Origin of the sequence: Streptomyces sp. CBMA291 (genome assembly GCF_014596525.1) — a bacterium.
GTDB lineage: Bacteria > Actinomycetota > Actinomycetes > Streptomycetales > Streptomycetaceae > Streptomyces.
This window is the reverse complement of the sequence record NZ_MSJP01000017.1, coordinates 1-23,843: the sequence shown is the minus strand read 5'-3', so window position 1 is coordinate 23,843 and position 23,843 is coordinate 1. Positions and strand designations below refer to the sequence as shown.

Annotated in this window: 21 protein-coding genes; 12 read left to right on the top strand and 9 right to left on the bottom strand. The window is 72.3% G+C overall.

What is annotated here, in order from left to right; genetic code table 11:
* Window positions 1–31: 31 nt before the first annotated feature.
* A complete protein-coding gene (locus tag BU197_RS04955) occupies window positions 32–466 on the bottom strand; it encodes a cell division protein SepF (protein ID WP_188266960.1) in 435 nt (144 codons plus the stop codon).
* Between the two features lie 322 nt (window positions 467–788).
* On the opposite strand from BU197_RS04955, the gene BU197_RS04950 reads away from it, so the two are divergent.
* A complete protein-coding gene (locus BU197_RS04950; RefSeq protein WP_188266959.1) occupies window positions 789–2,081 on the top strand; it encodes a DUF5685 family protein in 1,293 nt (430 codons plus the stop codon).
* A gap of 88 nt (window positions 2,082–2,169) precedes the next feature.
* Here BU197_RS04950 and BU197_RS04945 read toward each other — a convergent pair whose 3' ends face one another.
* Both BU197_RS04945 and BU197_RS04940 read right to left on the bottom strand, forming a co-directional pair.
* Window positions 2,170–3,147 carry an ABC transporter substrate-binding protein gene (locus tag BU197_RS04945; protein ID WP_188266958.1) on the bottom strand — a complete coding sequence of 326 codons (978 nt, stop codon included), beginning with the start codon at window positions 3,145–3,147 and terminating at the stop codon, window positions 2,170–2,172.
* Window positions 3,144–3,641 (bottom strand): GNAT family N-acetyltransferase, encoded by a 498-nt coding sequence (locus BU197_RS04940; protein ID WP_188266957.1) that lies wholly within the window; start codon window positions 3,639–3,641, stop codon window positions 3,144–3,146. The genes BU197_RS04945 and BU197_RS04940 overlap by 4 nt, the downstream gene beginning before the upstream one ends.
* A 475-nt stretch (window positions 3,642–4,116) precedes the next feature.
* On the opposite strand from BU197_RS04940, the gene BU197_RS04935 reads away from it, so the two are divergent.
* From BU197_RS04935 to adhE, 9 genes are all read left to right on the top strand, one after another.
* Window positions 4,117–4,983, top strand: coding sequence for an amino acid ABC transporter permease (locus tag BU197_RS04935; RefSeq protein WP_188266956.1), 867 nt, complete (start codon window positions 4,117–4,119; stop codon window positions 4,981–4,983).
* On the top strand, window positions 4,980–6,785 hold the full coding sequence (locus tag BU197_RS04930; RefSeq protein WP_188266955.1) for an FAD/NAD(P)-binding protein: 1,806 nt from the start codon (window positions 4,980–4,982) through the stop codon (window positions 6,783–6,785). The genes BU197_RS04935 and BU197_RS04930 overlap by 4 nt, the downstream gene beginning before the upstream one ends.
* A gap of 38 nt (window positions 6,786–6,823) precedes the next feature.
* On the top strand, window positions 6,824–7,726 hold the full coding sequence (locus BU197_RS04925; RefSeq protein WP_188266954.1) for an amino acid ABC transporter permease: 903 nt from the start codon (window positions 6,824–6,826) through the stop codon (window positions 7,724–7,726).
* Window positions 7,723–8,559: an amino acid ABC transporter ATP-binding protein gene (locus BU197_RS04920; protein ID WP_223182586.1), complete on the top strand. Its 837-nt coding sequence runs from the start codon at window positions 7,723–7,725 to the stop codon at window positions 8,557–8,559. The genes BU197_RS04925 and BU197_RS04920 overlap by 4 nt, the downstream gene beginning before the upstream one ends.
* A 63-nt stretch (window positions 8,560–8,622) precedes the next feature.
* Window positions 8,623–9,597, top strand: a complete 975-nt coding sequence (locus tag BU197_RS04915) for an ABC transporter substrate-binding protein (RefSeq protein ID WP_188266953.1) — start codon at window positions 8,623–8,625, stop codon at window positions 9,595–9,597.
* A 446-nt stretch (window positions 9,598–10,043) separates the two neighbouring features.
* Window positions 10,044–11,156: an LLM class flavin-dependent oxidoreductase gene (locus BU197_RS04910; protein ID WP_188266952.1), complete on the top strand. Its 1,113-nt coding sequence runs from the start codon at window positions 10,044–10,046 to the stop codon at window positions 11,154–11,156.
* The gene (locus BU197_RS04905; protein ID WP_188266951.1) at window positions 11,153–12,460 is read left to right on the top strand and encodes an NtaA/DmoA family FMN-dependent monooxygenase; all 1,308 of its coding nucleotides are present in this window, start codon (window positions 11,153–11,155) and stop codon (window positions 12,458–12,460) included. Before BU197_RS04910 ends, BU197_RS04905 begins: the two co-directional genes overlap by 4 nt.
* A gap of 5 nt (window positions 12,461–12,465) precedes the next feature.
* Window positions 12,466–13,380: a DUF1684 domain-containing protein gene (locus tag BU197_RS04900; protein WP_188266950.1), complete on the top strand. Its 915-nt coding sequence runs from the start codon at window positions 12,466–12,468 to the stop codon at window positions 13,378–13,380.
* Window positions 13,381–13,502: 122 nt separating this feature from the next.
* On the top strand, window positions 13,503–16,133 hold the full coding sequence (adhE, locus tag BU197_RS04895) for a bifunctional acetaldehyde-CoA/alcohol dehydrogenase (RefSeq protein ID WP_411158441.1): 2,631 nt from the start codon (window positions 13,503–13,505) through the stop codon (window positions 16,131–16,133).
* Window positions 16,134–16,205: 72 nt separating this feature from the next.
* Here the strand turns inward: adhE and BU197_RS04890 are convergent, their stop codons facing one another.
* Entirely contained in the window at window positions 16,206–17,252 is a 1,047-nt protein-coding gene (locus tag BU197_RS04890) for an ABC transporter permease (protein ID WP_188266948.1), read from the bottom strand.
* A 235-nt stretch (window positions 17,253–17,487) separates the two neighbouring features.
* On the opposite strand from BU197_RS04890, the gene BU197_RS04885 reads away from it, so the two are divergent.
* Window positions 17,488–18,366, top strand: a complete 879-nt coding sequence (locus BU197_RS04885; protein WP_188266947.1) for an esterase/lipase family protein — start codon at window positions 17,488–17,490, stop codon at window positions 18,364–18,366.
* A 7-nt stretch (window positions 18,367–18,373) separates the two neighbouring features.
* Here the strand turns inward: BU197_RS04885 and BU197_RS04880 are convergent, their stop codons facing one another.
* The 3 genes from BU197_RS04880 to BU197_RS04870 form a co-directional block, all read right to left on the bottom strand.
* On the bottom strand, window positions 18,374–19,408 hold the full coding sequence (locus BU197_RS04880) for a lytic polysaccharide monooxygenase (protein WP_188266946.1): 1,035 nt from the start codon (window positions 19,406–19,408) through the stop codon (window positions 18,374–18,376).
* A gap of 154 nt (window positions 19,409–19,562) precedes the next feature.
* The gene (locus BU197_RS04875) at window positions 19,563–20,054 is read right to left on the bottom strand and encodes a DUF402 domain-containing protein (RefSeq protein ID WP_188266945.1); all 492 of its coding nucleotides are present in this window, start codon (window positions 20,052–20,054) and stop codon (window positions 19,563–19,565) included.
* Window positions 20,035–20,958, bottom strand: coding sequence for a GNAT family N-acetyltransferase (locus tag BU197_RS04870; RefSeq protein WP_188266944.1), 924 nt, complete (start codon window positions 20,956–20,958; stop codon window positions 20,035–20,037). The genes BU197_RS04875 and BU197_RS04870 overlap by 20 nt, the downstream gene beginning before the upstream one ends.
* A 74-nt stretch (window positions 20,959–21,032) precedes the next feature.
* Here BU197_RS04870 and BU197_RS04865 point away from each other — a divergent pair, with 74 nt between their 5' ends.
* Entirely contained in the window at window positions 21,033–21,407 is a 375-nt protein-coding gene (locus BU197_RS04865) for a GntR family transcriptional regulator (RefSeq protein ID WP_188266943.1), read from the top strand.
* Between the two features lie 146 nt (window positions 21,408–21,553).
* Here BU197_RS04865 and BU197_RS04860 read toward each other — a convergent pair whose 3' ends face one another.
* The gene (locus tag BU197_RS04860; RefSeq protein ID WP_188266942.1) at window positions 21,554–22,672 is read right to left on the bottom strand and encodes a DUF5925 domain-containing protein; all 1,119 of its coding nucleotides are present in this window, start codon (window positions 22,670–22,672) and stop codon (window positions 21,554–21,556) included.
* 200 nt (window positions 22,673–22,872) lie between these two features.
* A complete protein-coding gene (locus BU197_RS04855; RefSeq protein WP_188266978.1) occupies window positions 22,873–23,637 on the bottom strand; it encodes a polysaccharide deacetylase family protein in 765 nt (254 codons plus the stop codon).
* Window positions 23,638–23,843 lie beyond the last annotated feature (206 nt).

The following is a 23,843-nucleotide window of genomic DNA, read 5'->3' as shown; positions in this document are numbered from 1 at the left end:
GGGAGGTGCCCCGCCTGGCCGGCGGACCCGTTCAGCTCTGGTTGAAGAAGCCGTCCTGACGACGTCGGCCCGACTCGCCGGTGATGATCCGGGTGTCGGCGGGGGTCAGCAGGAACACCCGCGTCGCCACCCGCTCGATGGAACCGCGCAGGCCGAAGGCGAGTCCGGCGGCGAAGTCGACCACGCGTTTGGCGTCGTCCCCCTCCATCGCGGTCAGGTTCACGATCACCGGAACGCCGTCCCGGAACAGCTCCCCGATGCTCCGGGCGTCCCGGAAACCGTCCGGGGTGACGGTGGCGATCCGACGGCCCCGCTCCTCGGCGGTGTCCGTGGCCACCCGGACCCGAGGGTCCGTCACCCAGGCGTCGCCGCCCTCGGCGGCGTCGGCGTACTCGTCGTCGTAGTAACGCTCGTCGTTGTCCTCGACGAGTCCCAGCCAGGCACTCGCCTTGCGCACCGATCCCATGGTCGCCTCCTTTCAGCGCGGTCACTTGTGGTTCCGCAGTCCCTATCGTCGTCCATGATGCGGATCGCGCGCCAAGTGGATAGCCGCCGCACAGGGGATTCGTGACGGTACTGGTGCAGAACGTGAGCACCTTTTGCTGTCGATTCGTCAGGAATCATACGGCTTCAGGCCCCTGAGTGAGAGCCATGCAGATGAAAATATGAAAGTCGGTCTGGATGGGTGACGGTGGGCGCGTTCGGGTGAACGCCCCGGCTCGTTACGATGCCCGGGGCCGCCCACCGGCCATTCGGAATCAGCCACTTCGCGACTCACGGGGACGTCCTTGTTCGGAATCGTCAGACCCTGCGCCCACCGCCTCACCGAAGGTCTCAAGGTCGAGTGGACGGCCCACCTCTGCGGTCTCTGCCTCGCGCTCCGCGCCGACCACGGACAGTTCGCACGGGTCGTCACCAACTACGACGGGCTCATCGTCTCGGTTCTGACGGAGGCCCAGACCGGGACGACGACCGCCGGACGCCGCACGGCGGGACCCTGCCCCCTGCGCGGCATGCGGACCGCACCCGTCGCCCGGGGCGAGGGGGCCAGGCTCGCCGCCGCCGTCTCGCTCGTCCTCGCCTCGGCGAAGGTGCGGGACCACGTCGCCGACCGGGACGGGCTCCTCGCCCGCCGCCCCGTCGCCGCCGCCGCGCGCCGGGTCGCCCGCTCCTGGGACGCGGCGGGCGCGCGGACCGGCCGCGCCCTCGGCTTCGACACCACCGTCCTCGTCGACGCCGTCGACCGTCAGACCGGCATCGAGGCGCTCGCCGGGCCAGGCACCCCGCTCCTCGCGGTCACCGAACCCACCGAGACCGCCACCGCCGCCGCCTTCGCGCACACCGCCGTCCTCGCCGGACGGCCGGGGAACGCCGGGCCGCTCGCCGAGGCGGGCCGCCTCTTCGGCCGCCTCGCCCACCTCCTGGACGCCGTCGAGGACCAGAGCGCCGACGCCGAGAACGGCGCCTGGAACCCGCTCACCGCGACCGGCACCTCCCGCGCGGAGGCCCGCCGTCTCGCCGACGACGCGCTGCACGGCATCCGGCTCGCCCTGAAGGACGCCGAGTTCGCCGACGGCAAGCTGGTGCACGTCCTGCTCGCCCACGAGCTGCGCACCTCCGTCGACCGCGCCTTCGCCACCACCACCTGCTCCCACGGCATACCCGGCCAGGGGCAGGCGCACGCCCACGGCCCGGTGCCGGGCAACCCCTACGCCACCCCGGGACCGGGCGCGCCCGCCCCCGGCAACCCGTACGCCCCGGGCGGTCCCGGTGGGCCGGGCGGGCCCTGGGTCCCCGGTCCCGGCGGTCCCGGAGGCTCCGGCGGACCGCTGCCGCCCGGCCCGCCGAACCGGCGCGGACTGATCGCGGGCTGCGCCCTCTGGATCGGCATGGCCTGCACCTGCCAGATGTGCTGCGGGAGCTTCGAGGACCCCTGGAGCAGGCAGCAGCGCGAGGGGCTCTGCCAGCAGTGCGACTGCGGCAGTTGCTGCGACTGTTGTGACTGCTGTGACGGCTGTTCTTCCTGCTGCGAAAGCTGCGGCTGCGACGGCTGTGACGGTTGCGACTGCGGCTGCAACTGATGGCACCCGGACACCCGGACACCCGGGCCCGGGGGGACGAGCCCGAAGCCCTCCGGGCCCCCGTACCCCCGTCCCCCCGTCCCCGTCGTTACTTCGTCGGTGCCGGGATCTCCGGCGGGGAGATCCGGGAGGTCGGGATGCCCGAGCCCGACACACCCCACTTGCGCAGGATGCGGTCGTAGGTGCCGTCCGCCTTCAGGCCGTTGACCGCCGCCTGGAAGGCGGGGGCCAGCGGGGTGCCCTTCTTGAAGGCGAAGCCGACGTCCAGCCGCCGGTACTCGTTGAGGAACTTCACGTTCTTCTGCCGGGTCACCGCGTACCGCACCCCGTTGATCGTGTTCATCACGACATCGCTGCGGCCCTGCTGGAGCGACATCCAGATCGCCCCCGTCTCGCTGTAGACGTTCACCTCGTACGGCGGCTTTCCGGCCTTCGCGCAGCGGTCCTTGTTCTTCTCCAGGGTCCGCTCGAAGGTGGTGCCCGCGTTCACGGCCACCTTCAGACCGCACAGCAGCGTCAGGTCGGTCACCGCCTTCAGCGGACTGTCGGCCCGGGTCGCGAAGCCCTGCCCGTCGTTGATGTACGTCACGAAGTCGATGGCCTTGCGCCGCTCCTCCGTCACGCCGAAGTTCCCCGTCCCCACGTCGTACTTGCCGCTGCCGAGCGCGGGCAGGATCGCCTCGAAGCCGACCACCTCCCGCTTCAGTTCGAGGCCGAGCGCCTTCGCCACGGCCGCCGCGAAGTCGGCGTCCACCCCCACCACGGTCTTCCCGTCGGGCAGATACGTGGAGCTGGGCGGGGTCGCGACCGAGGCGGCGAGCGTGAAGCGGCCCCGCTCGCGCACCTCGGCGGGGAGCAGCCCGATCGCCGCGTCGTTCTTCCGGACCGCCGACACCACGTCCTCGGTCGGCAGCGCGCCGCCCGCCGCGCCGGCCGCCCCCGCGGCTCCGACGGGGGCCGTCGCGGGCTCGCCGCCCGAGCAGGCCGTGAGGCCCAGTGCCGCCGCGGTGATCAGACCGAACACGAGGGCGGTGCGGGCGGTTCCGGGACTCGTACGCGTACTCATGGCTTCGGGTTCTCCAGGTATTTCTCGAACGGCAGCGAGCCGATCGACTCGGGATCGACGGACACGTCGAAGAGCGGGCGGTAGCCGCTCGCCAGATAGAGGTGCTTGGCCTCCGGCTGACGCGGTCCGGTCGTCAGATAGATGCGGGAGTAGCCGCGCTCGGCGGCGTCCCGTTCGAGCGCGGCCAGGACCCGGCGGGCGAGTCCGCGTCTGCGGTGCGCCGAGTGGGTCCAGATCCGCTTCAGTTCGGCGGTGTGCTCGTCGTACCGGCGATAGGCGCCACCCGCCACCGGGTCGTCCCGCTCCAAGAGCAGCAGGAAGGCACCGTGCGGCGCGGCGAACTCCGCCGCCGGATAGCGGCTCAGGTCGTCCGCCCTGCCGTACCGGGTCGTGTACTCGTGCGCCAGCTCGTCGAGGAGCGGGCGCGCCAACGGGTCGTCGGCCGTGGTCCTGCGCACGGACAGCGCGGACTCACGGCTGGGTGTGAGAGGCATGCGTCTCTTTCGGGCGAAGAGATTCGGGCGAAGAGAAACGAGAACAGCGTGGAGCGAGGGGAGTGGGGCTCAGTGCCGCGCGGGTGAAGGGGGCACGCGAAGCGTCACGAAGGACGCCGCGGGCGGGGAGAAGCGGAAGGGCAGGGCAGCGGGTCGGCTCAACAGGAAGAGGACCACACGCGACCGAAGTCGATGTGGGAGCGCGTGACGAGCTGCTGCGAATGCATGGGCCCAGTGGAACAGGCATTCGTTTGCCCGTCAACAGTGATCAGTCGAACGGACCATATTCCGGACGGACTTGACAGCCCGCCGCTCTCCGGGCTTAGCCTCACAGGGCGGACACCGGGCTGAGGGGCCCGGTCCGCGCTCACTGCATCGCCGTGCGTGTGAAGGCGCACTCCCGGACGGACGCCGTCGTGCGTTCCCGTGTGCGTTCCCGTGTTCGATCCGCCCCTGGCATCCACGGAGCCTTCGCATGTCGACTCCCCTCGTCACGCTCGCCGCACCCGCCGGGAAAGCCGGCACCCCGCCCCCGGCCGAACCGCCCCTCCGCATCGTCCCCGGCCGCCGCGCCGGACAGTGGACCGCCGCCGGAGCCGTCCTCGTCCTGCTCGCCCTCGCCCTCGTCTCCGTGGTCCGCAACGAGGCCTTCCAATGGGACGTCGTCGCCGACTACTTCACCTCGACGTCCGTCCTGCGCGGTCTCGGCCTCACCCTGTGGCTGACCGCCCTGGTGATGGCCCTCGGCTTCGCCCTCGGCACCCTGCTCGCCGTCCTCAGGCTCTCCGCCAACCCCGTACTGCGCGCCGTGAGCTGGGGATACGTCTGGTTCTTCCGCTCCACCCCGATCCTGGTCCAACTGCTCTTCTGGTTCAACATCGGGGCGCTCTACCCGAGGATCCTCGGCGTCGACACCGTCAACCTGCTCGGCCCGGTCTCCGTCGCCGTCATCGGCCTCACCCTGCACGAGGCCGCCTACGCCGCCGAGGTCGTACGCGGCGGCATCCTCTCCGTCGACCGGGGCCAGATCGAAGCCGCCCAGTCCCTCGGCCTCGGCCGGGTGCGCAGGCTCCGCCGGATCGTGCTGCCCCAGGCCATGCGGGCCATCGTCCCGCCCGCCGGGAACATGCTCATCGGCACCCTCAAGGGCACCTCGATCGTCTCCGTGATCGCCGTACAGGACCTGCTGTACTCCACCCAGCTCGTCTACCACCGCACGTACCAGATCATCCCGCTGCTCCTGGTCGCCACCCTCTGGTACGTCGCCGTCACCTCCGTCCTCGGCCTCGGCCAGTACTACGTCGAGAAGCACTACGCCCGCGGCACCGGAGGCGCGCGATGAGCCGCCGCCCCTCGATCGTGATCGTCGGCGCCGGACCGCGCGGCACCGGCTTCCTCGAACGGCTCGCCGCCAACGTGCCCGAGCTGTACGGCGACCACCCCCTCGACGTGCACCTCGTCGACCCGCACCCGCCCGGCCCCGGCCGCATCTGGCGCACCGAACAGTCCCCGCTGCTCTGGATGAACTCCCAGGCGGAGGACGTCACGATGTTCACCGACGAGACCGTGGACCTGGCCGGACCCGTCCGCCCCGGGCCCACCCTCGCCGAATGGGCCGGCATCGCGGGCAACAGCTTCCCCACCCGCCCCCAGCAGGGCGCCTATCTGCGCTGGGTGTACGAACGCGCCCGCGCCGCCCTGCCCGCCTCCGTCACCGTCCACGAGCACCGCACCAGCGCCCTGCGCGTCGGCGGAGCCCGCGCGGGCCGCCAGCGGGTCTGGCTCGACGGCGAGGCCGAACCCCTCGTCGCCGACCTCGTCGTCCTCACCGTCGGACACCTCGACGCCCGCCCGGACACCGAACAGCGCGCGCTCGCCGGATTCGCCGCCCGGCACGGACTCGTCCACCTGCCGCCGGACTTCACCGCCGACGCCGACCTCGACGCCCTGCCCGCCGGGGAACCCGTCCTCGTCCGGGGCTTCGGCCTCGCCTTCGTCGACCTGATGGTGCTGCTCACCGAGGGCCGCGGCGGCCACTACGAGGGCGAGGGCGACACGCTCGTCTACGTCCCCTCCGGCAAGGAACCCGTCCTGTACGTCGGCTCCCGCCGGGGCGTCCCGTACCACTCCAAGATCGGGTACGTCCTCGACGGCGAACGGCCCCCGCTGCCCCGCTTCTTCGGGCCCGAGCAGACAGACGCCCTGCTGCGCCGCGACGGCCCCGTCGACTTCCGGCGCGAGGTGTGGCCGCTCATCGACAAGGAACTCGGCTGGGCCCACTACCACCGGCTCTTCTCCACCCACCCCGAGCGCACCACTCTCGCCTGGAGCGACTTCGAACGGGCCTACGAGGACGCGCCGCCGCGCGGTGCCGAGATCGCCGCCGTCATCGCCGCCGCCGTCCCCGACCCCGCCGACCGGCTCGACCTCGACGCCCTCGACCACCCCCTGGACGGCCTCCGCTACGACTCCGCCGAAGCCCTCCAGCAAGGCCTGCGCGACTACATAGACGAGGACGTCACCCGCCGCCACGACCCCGCTTACAGCCCCGACGCCGCCGTCTTCGCCGGACTGCTCTCCGTCTACGGACAGCTCCTGAGGCTCGGCAAGCACCTGGACTCCGACCCCTGGTGGCACGGCTTCTTCAGCTACCTCGCCTCCGGCCCGCCCGGCCCCCGGCTGCACCGCCTCCTCGCCCTCTCCCGGGCCGGAGTCGTCCGCTTCCTCGGCCCCGGGGTCACCGTCGAGAACGACGAGGAACACGGCCTCTTCCGGGCCTCCTCCCCGGCCCTGCCGGGGGAGTGGACCGAGGCCCGCGCCCTCGTCGAAGCCCGGATACCCGACCCCACCCTCGAACTCAGCGGCAGCCCGCTGCTGCGCGGACTGTACGAGGAAGGCGTCCGGACCACCACCGCCGGACTCCTCGTCGTCGACCCCGTCGACGGACGCCTCCTGGAACGCGACGGACGCCCGCACCCGCGCCGCTTCGCCCTCGGTCCGCACACCACCGCCCGCACCGGCAGCGCCTTCACCCGACCCCGCACCGGAGGGGTCGCCTTCGGGCAGAACGACGTCACCGCGCGCGCCGCCCTGACCTTCCTGCGGGACCGGGACCACCGGCTCCCCGTCCCGCTGAGCGCCTGACCGCGCGCCGCCCGCACCCACCCCTCCGAGGAACCGCCATGTCTCTCACCAGCGATCCACCCGCCGCAGACCTCCGCGCGCAGGACCCGCCCGCCCCGCCCGCCCCACCCGGCACCGAGGACCTCGTCGTCGTCCCCGTACGCCACCCCTGGCGCTGGGCCGCCGTCGCCGTCACCGCCGTCCTGCTCGTCCAGTTCGTCCACGGGCTCGTCACCAACCCCGGCTGGGAATGGGACGTCTTCGCCGCGTTCTTCACCACCGAGACCGTCCTGCGGGCCGTCTGGGTCACGCTCCAGCTCACCTGCTACGGCACCGCCCTCGGCTTCGCCCTCGGCATCGTGCTCGCCTTCATGCGCCTGTCGGCCAGCCCGTTCCTGCGCTCCGTCGCCTTCGGCTACATCTGGGCCTTCCGCTCGATCCCGCTCATCGTCCAACTGCTCTTCTGGTTCAACCTCGCCTACCTCTACAAGGAACTGAGCATCGGCATCCCCTTCGGGCCGAGCTTCCTCTCCTTCGACACGATGGGCCTGGTCGGCGAGATGAGCGCCGCCGTCCTCGGACTCGCCCTGCACCAGGCGGCGTACGCGGCGGAGATCGTCCGGGGCGGGGTCCTCGCCGTCGACGAGGGACAGCTCCAGGCGGCGGCCTCGCTCGGCATCCCCCGCTTCCGGCAACTGCGCCGGATCGTCCTCCCGCAGGCCATGCGCTCGATCCTGCCCAACGCCGCCAACGAGATCATCTCGCTCTTCAAGGGCACCTCGATCGTCTCCGTCATGGCGATCGGCGAACTCTTCTACCAGGTCCAGGTGATCTACGGACGCAACGGCCGGGTCGTCCCCCTGCTCATGGTCGCCACCGCCTGGTACGTCCTGCTCACCACCGCGCTCTCCGTCGTCCAGTACTACGTCGAACGCCACTACGCGAAGGGGAGCACCCGATGAGCTCCGTCACCGACCTCACCGACCTCACCGACGCCACCCCCGCCGGCACCCTGGCCGAGGCCGCCCCCGACGCCACCGCCAAGGTCGAGATCCGCGCCGTCCACAAGCGCTTCGGCGCCCTCCACGTCCTGCGCGGCATCGACCTCGACGTGCGCGCGGGAGAGGTCACCGTCGTCCTCGGCCCCTCCGGCTCCGGCAAGTCCACCCTCCTGCGGACGATCAACCACCTGGAGAAGGTCGACAGCGGCACCGTCAGCGTCGACGGCACCCTCGTCGGCTACCGCCGCTCCGGCAACAAGCTCTACGAGCTACGGGAACGGGACATCCTCCGACAGCGCACCCGGATCGGCTTCGTCTTCCAGAACTTCCACCTCTTCCCGCACCTCACCGTCCTGGAGAACATCGTCGAAGCCCCCGTCTCGGCCCTCAAACGCCCCCGCGGGGAAGCCGAGGCCACGGCCCTGGCCCTGCTGGAGCGGGTCGGACTCGGCGACAAGGCGACCGCCTACCCCAAGCAGCTCTCCGGCGGCCAGCAGCAGCGCGTCGCCATCGCCCGCGCGCTCGCCCTCGAACCGGGGCTCCTGCTCTTCGACGAGCCGACCTCCGCGCTCGACCCCGAACTGGTCGGGGAGGTCCTCGACGTCATCAAGGATCTCGCCGCCTCCGGCACCACCATGATCGTCGTCACCCATGAGATCGGCTTCGCCCGCGAGGTCGCCGACACCGTGGTCTTCATGGACGAGGGCCGGATCGTCGAGCAGGGACCGCCCGCCGAGGTCCTGGACAGCCCGCGCCACGAGCGCACCCGCGCCTTCCTCTCCAAGGTCCTCTGACCTCACCCCTCCGCTGTTCCACCGCTTTTCCCGTTCGCCTTCCCTTTTCTCAGGAGCACTGCCGTGAAGACCCGTCGCACCGTTCTCACCGCCCTCGCCTCGCTCACCGCCCTCGGGGTCCTCACCGCCTGCGGCCAGGGAGACGCCGCCATCGACACCGTCAAGCCCGAGGGCCACCAGGGAGGCGGCATCAACCTGGGCCCGGACCAGAAGCGACTCCACACCGCCAAGGTCGACGCCCTCGCCGCCAAGCTCCCCGAGGCCGTCCGCAAGAGAGGCACCCTGATCCTGGGCGTCTCCGCCAAGAGCAACCCGCCGCTCACCTTCCGCGCCACCGACGACACCACGCTGATCGGCGTCGAACTGGACATCGCCACCCTGGTCGCCGACGCGCTCGGCCTGAAGCCCGACTTCAACGCGGTGTCCTGGGAGAACCTCTTCGTCGGGCTCGACAGCGGCAAGTACGACGGCGTCTTCTCCAACGTCACGGTCACCGAGGAGCGCAAGGACAAGTACGACTTCGCCACCTACCGCCGGGACGACCTCGCCTTCGAGGCGAAGAAGGGCTCCGGCTGGACCGTGAAGGGACCGCAGGACGTCTCCGGCAAGCGGATCGCCGTCGGCACCGGCACCAACCAGGAGAAGATCCTCGTCGACTGGTCCCGGCAGAACGAGGCGGCCGGCCGCAAGGGCGTCGACATCAAGTACTACGACAACACCACGGACTACTACCTCGCCCTCCAGTCCGGTCGCATCGACGGCTACCTCGGCCCCAACCCCTCCGTCGCCTACCACGTGGCCACCGCAGGACAGACCGAGACCGTCGGCAAGTTCTCCGGGGCGGGCGTCGGCCTCCAGGGCAAGATCGCGGCCACCACCAAGAAGGACAGCGGCCTCGTCGCCGCCTACCAGGGCGCGATCGACCACCTCATCCAGAACGGCACCTACGCCCAGGTCCTCAAGCGCTGGGGCCTCGACAACGAAGCTGTCGAGAAGTCGGAGATCAACCCGCCGGGGCTGCCGCGCACGAAGAACTGAGACGGGGGAACGGGGCGGGTGGGGCGGGACGGGTTGGGATGGGGTGCGGAGGGAGGGGAGGGGTGAGGGGAGCGGTGCGGGTGGTGGGCCTGGTGCGGGGCGCCCGCCCGCGCCCGCCCGCCCGCGCCGGACCTCATCTGCCACGGGGCCTCGGGTTCGCGCAGGGCCTCCTCCGGGCCAAGCCTTGGGCGCACCGGACCCCTGCCGCCCCTGGACCCCTGCCGCCCCCGGCCCCCGTCCGCCACTGGGCCCCGGGCGCGCCCCGCGCCTCTTCCTCACCCGGCCCGGACCCGCCCAATCCGGACCCGCCCAATCCCGTACCGCTCCAATCCCGTACCGCCCCGGCCCCGGGCCCCCGCCCCGCCCCAGCCGCCTGTCCGCCCGCCCGCCCGTACCGCCTCGCCCCCGTCACCCGGCCGCGCCGAACTCGTACCGAGAGAGACCGCATGACCAGTCCCGGCACCAGCTCTGATGCCAGCCCCAGCCCCGACCTTCACGCCCCTGCCGACCCCCACCCCCGCACCTCCCGCCTCCGATCGCTCCATCTCGCCGCCGAGTTGACCCCCGCCCGTGCCCCCTCCGCCGGGGTCGTCGCCGGGGCGGTCGCCGGAAGTGCGGCGGGGGCGGTCGCGCTCGCGCGGCTCGCCGAGGGGGCCGCGCTCGACTTCCTCACGCACGACGACTCCTTCGCCCGGCCCGGTCTCGACGCGCTGGCGGTCCTCGCCCGGATCGCCCCCGAGACCCGGTCCGTCGGTCTGGTGCCGACCGTGACCACCACCCACACCGAGCCCTTCCACGTCCAGGCGGCCGTCGCCACCCTCGACTGGGTGAGCCGGGGCCGGGCGGGCTGGCGGATCGGGGTCTCCCCGACCGGAGCGGAGGCCCGGCTCTTCGGCCGCCGTTCCGCCCCGCCCACCGCCGAGCTGTGGCAGGAGGCGGGCGAGGTCGCCGAGGTCTCCCGGAAGCTCTGGGACAGCTGGGAGGACGACGCCGAGATACGGGACGTGGCGACCGGCCGGTTCATCGACCGGACCCGGTTGCACTACGTGGACTTCCAGGGCGCGACCTTCTCGGTCAAGGGCCCCTCGATCGTCCCCCGGCCCCCGCAGGGCAACCCGGTGACCGTCGTCGACGCCACCCGCCCCACGGCCCGGGACACCGCCGCCCAGCACGCCGACGTGGCCCTGATCCAGGCCTCCTCCGCCGAGGAGGCGGCCGCCGTCCGCGCCGAACTGCGGGCGGGCGCCCGCGCCCACGGCCGGAACCCGGACCTGCTGCGCGTCCTGCTCTCGGCCACCGTCGACCTCGACGCGTACGAGGGCGGGCCCGGCGCGCTCGCCGAGCTGATCGCCGCCTGGCACGGCGGCGGCGCCGTCGACGGCTTCCACCTCGTGCCGGTCGTCCCCGAGCGGGACCTGGCGCGGTTCACCGGCGAGACGGTGACGCGGCTCCGGGACCGGGGCCTCTTCCGTACCGCCCACGAGGGCGCCACCCTCCGCGACCACCTGGGGCTGCCTCGCCCCGCGAGCCAGTACACCAAGACGGGAGCCACCGCGTGAGCACCGCCCACGGCCGGAAGCGGATCCATCTCGCCGCGCACTTCCCCGGCGTCAACGCGACCACCGTCTGGTCCGATCCGCGCTCCGGCTCGCAGATCGACTTCTCCTCCTTCGAGCATCTGGCCAGGACCGCCGAGCGGGGCCTCTTCGACTTCTTCTTCCTGGCCGAGGGGCTGCGGCTGCGCGAGCACAACGGGCGGGTGCACGACCTCGACGTCGTCGGCAGGCCCGAATCGATCACCGTCCTGAACGCGCTCGCCGCCGTCACCGACCGGCTCGGTCTGGCCGGTACGGTCAACGCCACCTTCAACGAGCCCTTCGAGCTGGCCCGCAGGTTCGCCACGCTCGACCACCTCAGCGCGGGCCGGGCCGCCTGGAACGTCGTCACCTCCTCCGACGCCTTCACCGGGGAGAACTTCCGGCGCGGCGGCTATCTGGACCGGGCCGACCGGTACGCGAGGGCCGCCGAGTTCCTCGCCACCGCACGGGAGCTGTGGGACTCCTGGACCCCGGACGGCACCCCGCGTCCCTTCGCCCACAGCGGCCCGCAGTTCGGCATCGAGGGGGAGTTCACCGTCCCGCGCTCCCCGCAGGGGCACCCGGTGGTCATCCAGGCGGGAGACTCCCCGGAGGGACGGGAGTTCGCCGCCTCGGCCGCCGATGTGGTCTTCAGCCGGCACTCCACCCTGGAGGCGGGCCGGGAGTTCTACGCCGACGTCAAGGGACGGCTCGCCCGCCACGGCAGGAAGCCCGACGATCTGAAGATCATGCCGGGGGTGACGTACGTCCTCGGTGACACCGACGCGGAGGCACAGGAGCGCGCCGCCGAGATCCGGCTCCTCCAGGTCTCCCCGCAGAACGCGATCCTCGCCCTGGAGCAGATCTGGGGCCGCGACCTCTCCGGCTACGACCCGGACGGGCCGCTCCCGGACGTCGACCCCGACCCGTCCTCCTCGCTGGTCCAGGGCCGGGTGCGGGTCGCCGACCCGGTGGCGATGGCCCGGAAGTGGCGGGCGCTCTCCGAGGCCAAGGGCCTGTCGATCCGGCAGACGGTCATCGAGACCTCCGGCCGTCAGTCCTTCGTCGGCACCCCGGAGTCGGTGGCCGCCGCCCTGGAGGAGTTCACCTCCGCCGACGCCGCCGACGGTTTCATTCTCGTCCCGCATCTCACCCCCGGCGGTCTGGACGACTTCGTCGACCGGGTCGTCCCGCTGCTCCAGGAGCGCGGTGTCTTCCGCACCGAGTACTCCGGCACCACCCTGCGCTCGCACCTCGGGCTCCCCGAGCCCGTATGGAAAGGTTGAACACCATGAGCACCCCCGGCACGACGAGCACCACGAGCACCGCAAGTACCCCGAGCGCCACGGACGCCGCAGACGCCGCAGACGCCACAGGCACCGCAGCCGCCACAGCCGCCACGGACGCCGCAGGCACCACGGGCCCGGCCGCCCGGGAGGAGTGGCGGCACTGGCACGAGCAGCGCGAGGCCGCCGTCTCCGCCCCGTACGGCGTGCTCTCCCTCACCGGCACCCACTGGCTCCCCGACTTCCCCGACGGCGTGGTCCCGGGGCTCCCCGGCCAGTGGCGGGAGGACGGCGACGAGGTGCTGCTCGCCGCCCGCGCCGAGGACGGTCTCACCGTCGACGGCGAGCCCTTCGCCGGGACGGTCCGGCTGACCGCCGACCAGGGCCCGGCGGAGGACTCCCGGGTCGCCGTGGGCGACCGGCGCCTGGTGCTGCTGCGCCGCGAGGGCGTCTGGGCGGTACGGGACTTCGACCCCGGCTCCGAGGCCCGCGAGGCCTTCCGGGGCATCGAGGCCACCCCGTACGACGAGCGCTGGGTGGTGCCCGGCGTCTTCCGCCCCTACGGGGAGGCGCGCACGGTGCGGGTGGAGAACGCGGACGGCGTGGCGCGCGGTCTCGGGCTCGCCGGAGAGCTGGCCTTCACCCTGCACGGAGCCGCGCACACCCTTCAGGCGGCGGTCGAGGAGGACGGCACCCTGTGGGCGGTCTTCGCGGACGCCACCAGCGGGAAGGACAGTCACCGTTTCCGGTTCCTGCGTCCGGCGGCCCCGGCGGAGGACGGTTCGGTGACGGTGGACCTCAACCGCGCGCTGCTGCCGCCGTGCGCCTTCGCCGATCACTTCCTCTGCCCCTTCCCGCCGCCGGGGAACACCCTGGCCGTCGCCGTCGCGGCGGGGGAGCGGCGGCTGGCCGGGAGCTGAACCGGGCACCCCGCGCGCTCCCGGAAGTCCCTTTGTGAAAGCGTTCACAAAGGGACTTCCGGCCCCTCCCCGAGGGCCTTTCACCGCGCCTTTTCGCAGGTCACCGGGTGTCGAATGGAGACATCAGAGCAACCGGGACCGAAAAAGGAGCACCTGCCATGGCGGCCAAGGAGATGGTGGACGGACTGGTCGGGAACGCCCTCAAGGCGCTCGCCCGGTTCGAGACCTTCGAGCAGGAGCAGGTCGACCACATCGTCAAGAAGGCCTCGCTCGCCGCGCTGAGCGCCCACGGCGACCTGGCGAAGCTCGCCGTCGAGGAGACCGGCCGGGGCCTGTTCGAGGACAAGGCCGTCAAGAACCTCTTCGCCTGCGAGCACGTCACCCACTCGATGGCCGGTCTGAAGACCGCCGGGGTCGTCCGCCGCGACGAGCTGAACGGCATCACGGAGATCGCCGAGCCCGTCGGCGTGGTCTGCGCGATGACCCCCGTCACCAACCCCACCTCGACCACCGTCTTCAAGGCGCTGATCGCCCTCAAGACCCGTAACCCGATCGTCTTCGCCTTCCACCCCTCGGCGCAGGCCTGCTCGGCGGAGGCGGCCCGGATCGTCCGCGACGCCGCCGTCGCCGCGGGCGCCCCCGAGGGCTGCGTGCAGTGGATCGAGGAGCCCTCGATGGAGGCCACCGGCCTTCTGATGAACCACGAGGGCGTCTCCACCATCCTCGCCACCGGCGGAAACGCCATGGTCAAGGCGGCCTACTCGTGCGGCAAGCCCGCCCTCGGCGTCGGCGCGGGCAATGTCCCCGCCTATGTCACCCGTACCGCCAGGCTCCCCCGCGCGATCCACGACATCGTGCTCTCCAAGGCCTTCGACAACGGCATGATCTGCGCCTCGGAACAGGCCGTGATCCTCGACCGGGAGGTGTACGAGGAGGGCATCGCCGAATTCCGGCGGCTCGGCGCCCACGTCCTCACCGCCGCCGAGAAGACCAAGCTGGAGGAGTACGTCTTCGGCACCACCGCCTACGCCGTCGGCTGCGGCGGCGCGAGGCTCAACGCCGACGTCGTCGGCAAGTCGCCCCGCTGGATCGCCGAACAGGCCGGTTTCGAGGTCCCCGAGGGCACCTCGGTCCTCCTCGCCGAATGCGCCGAGGTCGGCGAGGGCGAGCCGCTCACCCGCGAGAAGCTCTCCCCGATCCTGGCCGCCCTCAAGGCCGACTCCACGGAGCACGGACTCGCGCTCTCCGCCGCCATGGTCGAGTTCCACGGTCTCGGCCACAGCGCCGCCGTCCACACCGAGGACGAGGAACTCGCCGAGGAGTTCGGCAGGCGGGTCAAGGCGATCCGGGTCATCGTCAACGCCCCCTCCACCTTCGGCGGCATCGGCGACGTCTACAACGCCTTCCTGCCCTCGCTCACCCTCGGCTGCGGCTCGTACGGGCACAACTCGGTCTCGAACAACGTCACCGCGGTCAACCTGGTCAACATCAAGCGGATCGGACGCCGCAACAACAACATGCAGTGGTTCAAGGTGCCGCCGAAGATCTACTTCGAGCGCAACGCGATCCGCTACCTCGGCGAGATGGAGGGCCTGAAGCGGGTCACGATCGTCACCGACCGCACGATGAGCGACCTCGGCTTCGTCCGGAAGATCACCGACATCCTCCACGGACGCGAGGAGCCGGTCACCCTCCAGGTCATCGACTCCGTCGAGCCCAACCCGGAGCTGGCCACCGTCCAGGCGGGAGCCGCCGCCATGCGCGACTTCCGCCCCGACACCGTCATCGCCCTCGGCGGCGGCTCCCCGATGGACGCGGCGAAGATCATGTGGCTGATGTACGAGCGGCCCGAGGTCGAGTTCGCGGACACCAAGGAGAAGTTCTTCGACATCCGCAAGCGCGCCTACCGCTTCCCGAAGCTCGGCGAGAAGGCGCGGCTCGTCGCCATCCCCACCACCTCGGGCACGGGCAGCGAGGTCACCCCCTTCGCGGTGATCTCCGACCCGGCGGCGGCGCAGAAGTACCCCCTCGCGGACTACGCGCTCACCCCGGACGTCGCCATCGTCGACCCGGTGCTGCCGCTGCACCTTCCGCCCACGGTCACCGCCGACTCCGGTTTCGACGCCCTGACCCACGCCACCGAGGCGTACGTCTCCGCCTACGCGAACGACTTCACCGACGGCCAGTGCCTCCAGGCCATCAAGCTGATCTTCGAGAACCTGGAGACCTGTGTGAAGGAGGGCGCCAAGGCGCCCGAGGCCCGCGAGAAGATGCACAACGCCTCCACCATCGCGGGCATGGCCTTCGCCAACGCCTTCCTCGGTCTGGTCCACGCCATGGCCCACACCCTCGGCAACACCTTCCACGTCGCCCACGGACGCACCAACGCGCTGCTGCTCCCGCATGTGATCCGGCACAACGGCACCGTCACCCACAAGGCCGTGCCGTGGCCGAAGGCCGAGGTCTACCGGGCCCCCGAGCGGTTCCAGGAGATCGCCCGGATGCTCGGTCTGCCGGCCGAGACGCCGGAGGAGGGCGTGGAGTCCTACGCCCGCGCGGTGGAGGAGCTGCGGACCCGGTGCGGCATCCCCGCCTCCTTCCGGGAGGAGGGCGTCGACGAGGAGGCCTTCCTCGCGGCCCTGCCGCAGCAGGCGATGAACGCCTACGCCGACCAGTGCGCGCCCGCCAACCCGCGGATGCCGATGATCGACGAGATGAAGGAACTGATGACCCGCGCCTACTACGGCGAGTAGTCCGGACGGACGGAAGGGCCCCCGGTGCATCGCGCACCGGGGGCCCTTCGTCGTACGGAGGCGTGACGGGGATCAGGAACGGGCCCCGCCCGGCGTCTCCACCTCCGCCACGATGGCCTCGTCCGGCGTCTTGGGCTTCAGGGAGGACACCACCAGGGTGACCGCCGAGCCGACGACCGCCCACGCGGAGAGGACGAGGAGCGAGGCGGTCAGGTCGTTGCCCTTGAAGTACGCGATCGAGCGGGCGGCCCAGGTGCCGGCACCCGGCGGCAGGGCGGAGCCGATCCAGCTCCAGAACGGCGGCAGCATCGGCAGCGGGAAGGCGCCGCCCGCGCTGGGGTTGCCCGCGACCACGATGAGCAGGATGGCCAGACCGATGCCGACGATCCCGAAGACCGATTGGAGGGCGAGGGTGGCGGCGCCGACGGAGAAGACGACCAGGGCGCCCAGACCCCACAGACCGGCGATGCTGCCGGGCAGGGCGCCCAGGACCGGGCCGACGATGAGGGCGCCGCCGAGACCGCCGAGGACCGAGTAGAGCGCGAGGACCCCGAGGCGGATGACGGCGCGCGAGCGGTTCGCGGGCCGGGCGCCGGAGCTGATCGCCAGGATGGCGGCGCAGATGTAGCCGCCGACGCACCAGCCGACGACGAGGTAGAAGGACGAGAGCCCGTTGAAGTCCTCGCGGGAGGCGGGGGCGATGTCGAGGGTCCGCACGGTCCGCTGCTGGCCGGCCTCGACCGTGGTGACGATCTTCTCCAGGGTGGTGGAGAGCGCGGTGCCGCCGCCGGAGGCGACGAGCAGGGTGTCGGCAGGGCCCGTCGGGTCGACGATCAGGGCGCCGTCGATCTCCCGGTTCATGATCTTGTCCCGTGCCTCGGCTTCGTCGGCGACCGCACGGGGGTCGAGGGGGCCGCCCGGGAGCTGCTCCAGCTGTCCGACGAACCGTTCGGAGACGGCCTGCGGCGCGACGACGCCGAAGGGGACGTCTCTCGGTTTCGGGTGGTGCAGGGCCCCGACGTACGACGTGATGAACAGCAGCTGGAGGGCGAAGACGCCGACCACGAGGAGGGCGGCTCGTGGGGTGACGGCGTTTTTCAGTTCATCGACGAAACTCATGTCCCCAGATTCGGGGAAGAAGGATGTTTTAGCAGGGAGGACACGCCCAAACGGGTGAATTCGAAGGGATCGGGAATGAGCTGTGCTCATGTCAATTTTGCCGACGCGTCACTTCCCGGCCGAGGCTACCCGTGCGTAACGTAGTGCGGGCGCGGCCCCACCGCGCGTCTCCACTTGTGGTCCGGACCGCAGGGCGTACCCCCACCATCCCCCTGAGCCGCGAGGAGAACGCCCGATGCCGTCCCGTACCTCCTGGCAGCGGACCTTCAGAGCCCTGTCCGTCCTGCTGCTCGCCACCGCCGCCACCCTCACCGCCCCCACCGCCGCCACGGCCCGGACCACGGGCGCGAGCGTCAGCCGGGGCTGGAACGACTACTCCTGCAAGCCCTCCGCCGCCCATCCGCGCCCCGTCGTCCTCGTCCACGGCACCCTCGGCAACTCCGTCGACAACTGGCTGGGCCTCGCGCCCTACCTCGTCGACCGGGGCTACTGCGTCTTCTCACTGGACTACGGACAACTGCCCGGCGTGCCCGTCTTCCACGGACTCGGCCCCATCGCCGCCTCCGCCGGACAGCTGGCGACCTACGTCGACCGGGTCCTCGACGCCACCGGCGCCCCCGAAGCCGACCTCGTCGGGCACTCCCAGGGCGGCATGATGCCCCGCTGGTACCTCAAGTTCCTCGGCGGCGCGGCCAAGGTGAACACCCTGGTCGGCCTCGCCCCCGACAACCACGGCACCACCCTGCTCGGCCTCACGGGACTCCTGCCGTACTTCCCCGGCGCGCGGGACCTGATCGACGACGCCACCCCGGGCCTCGCCGACCAGATCGCGGGCTCGCCCTTCCTCACCGCGCTCAACGCGGGCGGCGACACCGTGCCGGGCGTCCGCTACCACGTCATCGCGAGCCGCTACGACGAGGTGGTCACCCCCTACCGCTCCCAGTTCCTGACCGGCCCGGACGTCACCAACGTCCTCCTCCAGGACAAGTGCGCCCTCGACCTGTCCGAACACGTCGCCGTCGGCACCGTGGACCGGGTCGCCTTCCACGAGGTGGCCAACGCCCTCGACCCGGCCCACGCGACCCCGACGACCTGTCTGTCGGCGGCCGGCTGACCCCGGGTCAGACGCGACGGCGGCGGGCGAGGGCGAAGAGCAGCGCCGCGCCCGTCGCCAGGACGGCGGCGCCGCCCACCGCGAGATACGAGGTCGCGGAGCCGCCACCGGTCTCGGCGAGCAGCTCGCCCGTCTCGGTGCCGGTACCCGTCGGGGTCCCGGAGTCCGCACCCGCCCCGGAATCCGAACCGGTGGCGGGCGCGGGGGCGTTCGGCGCCGTCGTGGCGGCCCCGCCGCCCTGCTCCGGCTCCTGCTCCTGCGTCGGCTCGGGCGCCGGGGTGCTCGTCCCCGGGCCCGTCGCCGCGTCGTCGTCCCCGTGCCCGCCGTGCTCGACGGTGGACTGGCCCCGGCCGTCCTCGATCTGCTGGTCACTGGGGGCGGAGGCGGTCGGCGCCGGGGCCGTACCGCCGGAGTCCTGTCCGAAGACGACGTCCGAGCAGGTGTAGAAGGCCTCGGGAGAGTCCGAGCGCTGCCAGATCGAATAGACCAGGTGGCGACCGGACTTCTTCGGCACCGTCCCCTGGAAGACGTAGGCGCCGTTCTCCAGACGCGGATCGGTCACCGTCGCGAACGGCTTCGCCTCCAGGTCCGACCACTTCAGCGGCTTCACCGGGTCGTAGCCGTCCTTGGTCAGGTACAGCGCGAACGAACCCCGGTGCGGAGCCGTCGCCTTGTAACGGAAGGTGTGCGCGCCGGCCGTCAGCGGGCTCGCCGGCCAGTCGGCCCGCGCCAGGTCCAGACCCCGGTACTTGTCGTTCCCGGCGCTGCACAGCTTGCCGTCCGCGATCAGCTCCCGGTGCTTCCCGGCGGCGTTCGCGATGTTCACGCCGTTCCAGTCGTAGAGCGCCTGGGGCCCGCCGACCGCGACCGCCGCCTTGCACGCCGCCGACCTGGGCGATTCGGGCCCCTCCGCGTAACAGGCCGACACCCGGCTCACCGGATCGGTCATCGACCCGTGGGCGGACGCGGGCGCCGCCGAGAGCCCGGAGAGGGCGAGCACCGCGCTCGCGGTGGCGAAGGCGGCGGTACGGCGAGAGGCCATGAGGGGGCAACTCCTTCACGAAGGGGTGTGGGGGGTTGCCCAGAAAGCTAGCCGTCCGCATCGGCCCGAAAGCCCGGGGAACGGGGGAGAAGGGGAAGCTTAGGGTCGCTTTAAGGCGCCGGTAAGCGACCCCTGAGGAACGGCAGCCGAGCCGTCAGACCCCCTCGCGGCCCAGCAGCTCCACCAGCCCCTCGCGGCCCAGCGACTCCAGCGCGTCCAGGGCGGCCACGGCGTGCGCCGCCGCCTCCGGGTCGGAGTCGGCGAGCCCGCTCGCCGCGAACTCGTCCTCGTCGAGCCGCAGCACCTCGCTCCCGTCCGCCGACACCCACAGGTCCAGGTCCAGATCGTCGACGAGGACCTCCGCGCTCCCGATCAGAGCGGGCCGGGTGATGTCGCAGTACCAGCCCTTGCGGGCACCGTCGGCCGTCCACACCTCCTTGACCGTGAACCAGCGGTCGCACCAGTAGTGCTCCACGAAGACGTCACCCGGCTCGAACCGCACGAAGCCGAAGTCCCGGATCCCCTCGGCGGCCCACGGGGCGCGGACCGACAGCCGGGTCCCCTCCTCGCCGAGCACCTCGGCCGGGTAACGGATCTTCGTCCGGCCCCCCTTGGTCAGGGTCACCTCAACCGAACGTCCGGACATGCCGTACCTCCCGCGCCGCCACCTCGTACCCGAACCACTTGTTGATCGCGAGCATCGGCCCGTTCTCCGTGTCGTTCCCCGTCAGCGCCTCCGTACAGCCTGCCGCGCGGGCCCGGTGCAGCGAGGCGTTCTTCACCAGCTTGGCGAGTCCGCGCCCCCGGAAGGCGGGCGCCGTGCCCGTCATCCCGGTGCCGTACCGGCCGGTCCCGTCCGTCTGCGCCGCGCTGAACGCCACCGGGACGCCGTCCACCACCGCGACCGTCGTCAGCGCCCGGTCGAACAGCGGATGCTCCCAGGTGGTCTCCCGCCAGTGCGCGTAGTCGGCCAGCTCCGCGCCCACGTCGCTCGGCTCGTCCGCCGTCGTCACCGCGTCGAGCGTGAACAGCGGCCGGGGGTCCTCCGCGAAGTCCTCGGCGGTCAGCAGCTCCACCCCGGCGGGCGGTTCCTGGAGCGGCGGGAGGACGGCCGAGGCCAGATCGAGCCGGAGGAAGTACGCGGAACGGCTGGGGGAGTACCCGCGCCGCGCCGCCCAGGCCGTGTTCTCCGGCGCGTCGAGCACCCAGCTGAACAGGCTCCGCGCGCCCCGCGCGGCCAGGTGCTCCTCGGCGGCGCGCAGCAGCAGGGTGCCCGCGCCCCGGCCCTGGTGCGCGGGGTCCACATAGATGTTGACGAAGCCGAGGCCGGGTTCGGGGGCCTCGTGGGCGATCCCCGTCTCCGCCGTACCGATCACCTCGCCGTCCCCGGTCACGGCGACGAGCGGACGCCGATGGCTCTCGGGGTGGGCGTGCGCCCAGTCGAAGACGCATTGCTCGGCCGAGGCGAGCAGGCAGGGCACGGCGGTCCGGCGGACCCGGGCGAAATCCCCGGCGTCCTCGGCTTTCACATCACGGACGATCACTGTCATGTGGGCGCACGCTACGGGCCGGGGACGCTCCGCCGCCTCCCATTTTCCGGTGGCATGGGGGCAGAATCGGCGGGGTGACACTCACCATCGCCGTGGACCATGGATCCACCACCGCTCCCTACGAACAACTGCGTGCCCAGATCTCGGAGCGGGCCCGGTCGGGCAGACTGCCGGTCGGTTACAAGCTGCCGACGGTACGAGGGCTCGCGGAGCAGCTGGGACTCGCCGCGAACACGGTCGCCAAGGCGTACAAGGCCCTGGAGGCGGACGGGGTGATCGAGACGCGCGGGCGTCACGGCACCTTCGTCGCCGCCGCAGGGGACGCCGCGAGCCGCCGGGCGGCCTCCGCCGCCGCCCAGTACGCCGAGGAGGCCCGCAGGCTCGGCCTCAGCCGGGAGGCGGCCGAGGCGGCCCTGAGCGAGGCCCTGCGCGCGGCCTACGACAGCTGACCCACCCGCACGACCCGTCCAGGGCCTATGGATATGGGGCCGGGGGATACGGACCCTACGGAGACGGGACCCGTATGCCTACGGGCCCTCGGGCAGGACCCATATGCCTACGGGTCCCACGGATACGGGTCCCACGGATACAGGCCCTACAGATACAGGCCCGCCCCCGCCGAGCGGGGCTCCGGGAGTTCCGCGGGAGGCGTGCCGCGCCGCAGGGCGAACAGCTCCGCCAGCGTCGCGCCCTCCCGCGGCACGCCCTCCTCACGGTCCAGCCACCGTACCGACTCGGCCCGGGTCAGCGGCCCGACCTCGATCCGGGCCAGACAGCGCCCCGGCCTGACCACGGCCGGGTGGAGCCGCTCCAGATCCTCGTTGGTGGTGACCCCGACCAGCACGTTGCGGCCCTGCCCGAGCAGCCCGTCCGTCAGATTCAGCAGCCGCGAGAGCGCCTGCCCCGCCGTGTGCTTGGCCTCGCCCCGGATCAGCTCGTCGCAGTCCTCCAGGAGCAACAGCCGCCACCGGCCCTTCGCCGTGCCCTCGTCCTCCCCGATGGCGATGTCCATCAGATAGCCGACGTCGTTGAAGAGCCGCTCCGGATCGAGCACACAGTCCACCTGGCACCAGTCGCGCCAGGACCGGGCCAGGGTCCGCAGCGCGGACGTCTTCCCGGTGCCCGGCGGGCCGTGCAGCAGCAGTAGCCGCCCGGCGACGGATTCGGGCGTCACCTTCATCAGCCGGTCCATGGACTCGGCGACCGGCGCCGAGTAGTTCGGCCGGACCTCGTCCCAGGTCCCCGCGCTGATCTGCCGGGTCGTCCGGTGCGGGCCACGCCGGGGCGACATGTACCAGAAGCCCATCGTCACGTTCTCCGGCTGCGGCTGCGGCTCGTCCTTCGCCCCGTCGGTCGCCTCCTTCAGGACCCGCTCGGCCAGCTCCGTGCTGGTGGCCGTCACGGTGACGTCCGCGCCCCGGCTCCAGCGGGAGACCAGCACCGTCCACCCCTCGCCCTCGGCGAGCAGCGCGCTGCGGTCGTCGTCCTTCGCGACCCGCAGCACCGAGGCACCCGCCGGGAGCAGCGTCGCCTCGGGCCTGACCCGGTCCAGGGTGGTGCTGTGCGCGTACGGCTGCTCTCCGGTCGCGAAACGGCCGAGGAACAGGGCGTCGACGACGTCCGACGGGGAATCGCTGTCGTCGAGGGTGAGCCGGATCGGCAGCGCGTGCTGCGGTGCCGGGGGAACCGGCGGGGTGTCAGCCATGGCGCCCATGATCCGCCAACGGACCAGACGGCGCACCGGGTTTTGCCCGTCCCACGCCCAGGCCCGTGCCCCTGTCCGCGCGCTGTCCCACGCCCACGCCCGCGTGTGGCCCGCGGCCCGCCGTCCCGGTTCGCCTGCGGTCCGTACCCCGGTCGTCCGGGTTCGCGTGCGGCCTCGTACCCCGGTCCGCGCCCCGCCTCGGCGGGCCGTCAGATCCAGTGGCCCCTGGCGGCTCCCCGGGCGCGCCGGGCGAGCGCGTATCCCTTGGTCATCGTCCGGTCGAGGGCGAAGTTCCGTCCGAGGGCCCGGCCCTCGACGAGCCGGGTGAACTCCTCGGGGCCGGTGGAGCGGCGCACGGTGACCCGCTCCAGGGCGTACGGCCCCTGATGGCGCCGGGCCAGCGCGTTCCCGACGGCGAGCGCCTGCGCGAAGCCCGACTCCCGGACGGTGTGCCGGACCCGGCGGCTGGAGTAGCCGTAGGGGTACGCGAAGGAGCCCGGGGCGGTGCCGGTCTCCTCGGCCACGATCTCCCGGCAGCGCAGTGCCTCGAAGCGGAGCCGCCGCCCGTCGAGCTGGTCGAGCTGCGGGTGGGTGTGGCTGTGCCCGCCGATCTCCGTGCCCGCGTCGGCGAGTTCGCGCACCTGGGCCCAGTCGAGCATGGTGTCGAGCGCGCCGCCGGTGGAGTGCCGGCCGGGCAGCCAGCCGGTGGAGACGAAGACGGTGGCGACGAAGGAGTGCCGCGCCAGGACGGGGAGGGCGTGGCGGTGCACGCCCTCGTACCCGTCGTCGAAGGTGACGAGCAGGGGCCGTGCGGGCAGCGGCGCCCCGCTCCGCCAGGCGCCGGCGAGCGCGGCGGTGGTCACCGGGGTGAACCCGAGCCCGGCGACGATCCCCATCTGCGCGGCGAAGGCCCCGGGGGAGACGGAGAGCCCCCGGGTCGCGGGCGCGGGGTCGGGGGAGACGGCGTGGTACATGAGGATGGGAACGGGGGCGGGGACGGTCACCCGGGTTTCCCGCGCGGCAGGACGGGCGTCGTTCACGGGGCGGCCTTCCGGGCGAAGGCGCCGGTACTGTCTGCCGGGGCGGCACTGCCCGCCGGGGCGGTGCCGTCTGCCGGGGCGGTGCCGCTTGAGGAACCGCCGCCGCCTGCCGGGCCGATGCCGCCCGCCGGGCTGGCAGC

What these genes read in the sequence shown, in the direction of transcription:
- BU197_RS04935 (WP_188266956.1), top strand. Translation starts at nt 4,117, where the DNA reads ATGTCGACTCCCCTCGTCACGCTCGCCGCACCCGCCGGGAAAGCCGGC.
- BU197_RS04955 (WP_188266960.1), bottom strand. Translation starts at nt 466, where the DNA reads ATGGGATCGGTGCGCAAGGCGAGTGCCTGGCTGGGACTCGTCGAGGAC.
- BU197_RS04925 (WP_188266954.1), top strand. Translation starts at nt 6,824, where the DNA reads ATGTCTCTCACCAGCGATCCACCCGCCGCAGACCTCCGCGCGCAGGAC.
- BU197_RS04880 (WP_188266946.1), bottom strand. Translation starts at nt 19,408, where the DNA reads ATGGCCTCTCGCCGTACCGCCGCCTTCGCCACCGCGAGCGCGGTGCTC.
- BU197_RS04885 (WP_188266947.1), top strand. Translation starts at nt 17,488, where the DNA reads ATGCCGTCCCGTACCTCCTGGCAGCGGACCTTCAGAGCCCTGTCCGTC.
- BU197_RS04945 (WP_188266958.1), bottom strand. Translation starts at nt 3,147, where the DNA reads ATGAGTACGCGTACGAGTCCCGGAACCGCCCGCACCGCCCTCGTGTTC.
- BU197_RS04870 (WP_188266944.1), bottom strand. Translation starts at nt 20,958, where the DNA reads ATGACAGTGATCGTCCGTGATGTGAAAGCCGAGGACGCCGGGGATTTC.
- BU197_RS04900 (WP_188266950.1), top strand. Translation starts at nt 12,466, where the DNA reads ATGAGCACCCCCGGCACGACGAGCACCACGAGCACCGCAAGTACCCCG.
- BU197_RS04860 (WP_188266942.1), bottom strand. Translation starts at nt 22,672, where the DNA reads ATGGGCGCCATGGCTGACACCCCGCCGGTTCCCCCGGCACCGCAGCAC.
- BU197_RS04920 (WP_223182586.1), top strand. Translation starts at nt 7,723, where the DNA reads ATGAGCTCCGTCACCGACCTCACCGACCTCACCGACGCCACCCCCGCC.
- BU197_RS04930 (WP_188266955.1), top strand. Translation starts at nt 4,980, where the DNA reads ATGAGCCGCCGCCCCTCGATCGTGATCGTCGGCGCCGGACCGCGCGGC.
- BU197_RS04875 (WP_188266945.1), bottom strand. Translation starts at nt 20,054, where the DNA reads ATGTCCGGACGTTCGGTTGAGGTGACCCTGACCAAGGGGGGCCGGACG.
- BU197_RS04855 (WP_188266978.1), bottom strand. Translation starts at nt 23,637, where the DNA reads ATGTACCACGCCGTCTCCCCCGACCCCGCGCCCGCGACCCGGGGGCTC.
- BU197_RS04940 (WP_188266957.1), bottom strand. Translation starts at nt 3,641, where the DNA reads ATGCCTCTCACACCCAGCCGTGAGTCCGCGCTGTCCGTGCGCAGGACC.
- BU197_RS04890 (WP_188266948.1), bottom strand. Translation starts at nt 17,252, where the DNA reads ATGAGTTTCGTCGATGAACTGAAAAACGCCGTCACCCCACGAGCCGCC.
- BU197_RS04910 (WP_188266952.1), top strand. Translation starts at nt 10,044, where the DNA reads ATGACCAGTCCCGGCACCAGCTCTGATGCCAGCCCCAGCCCCGACCTT.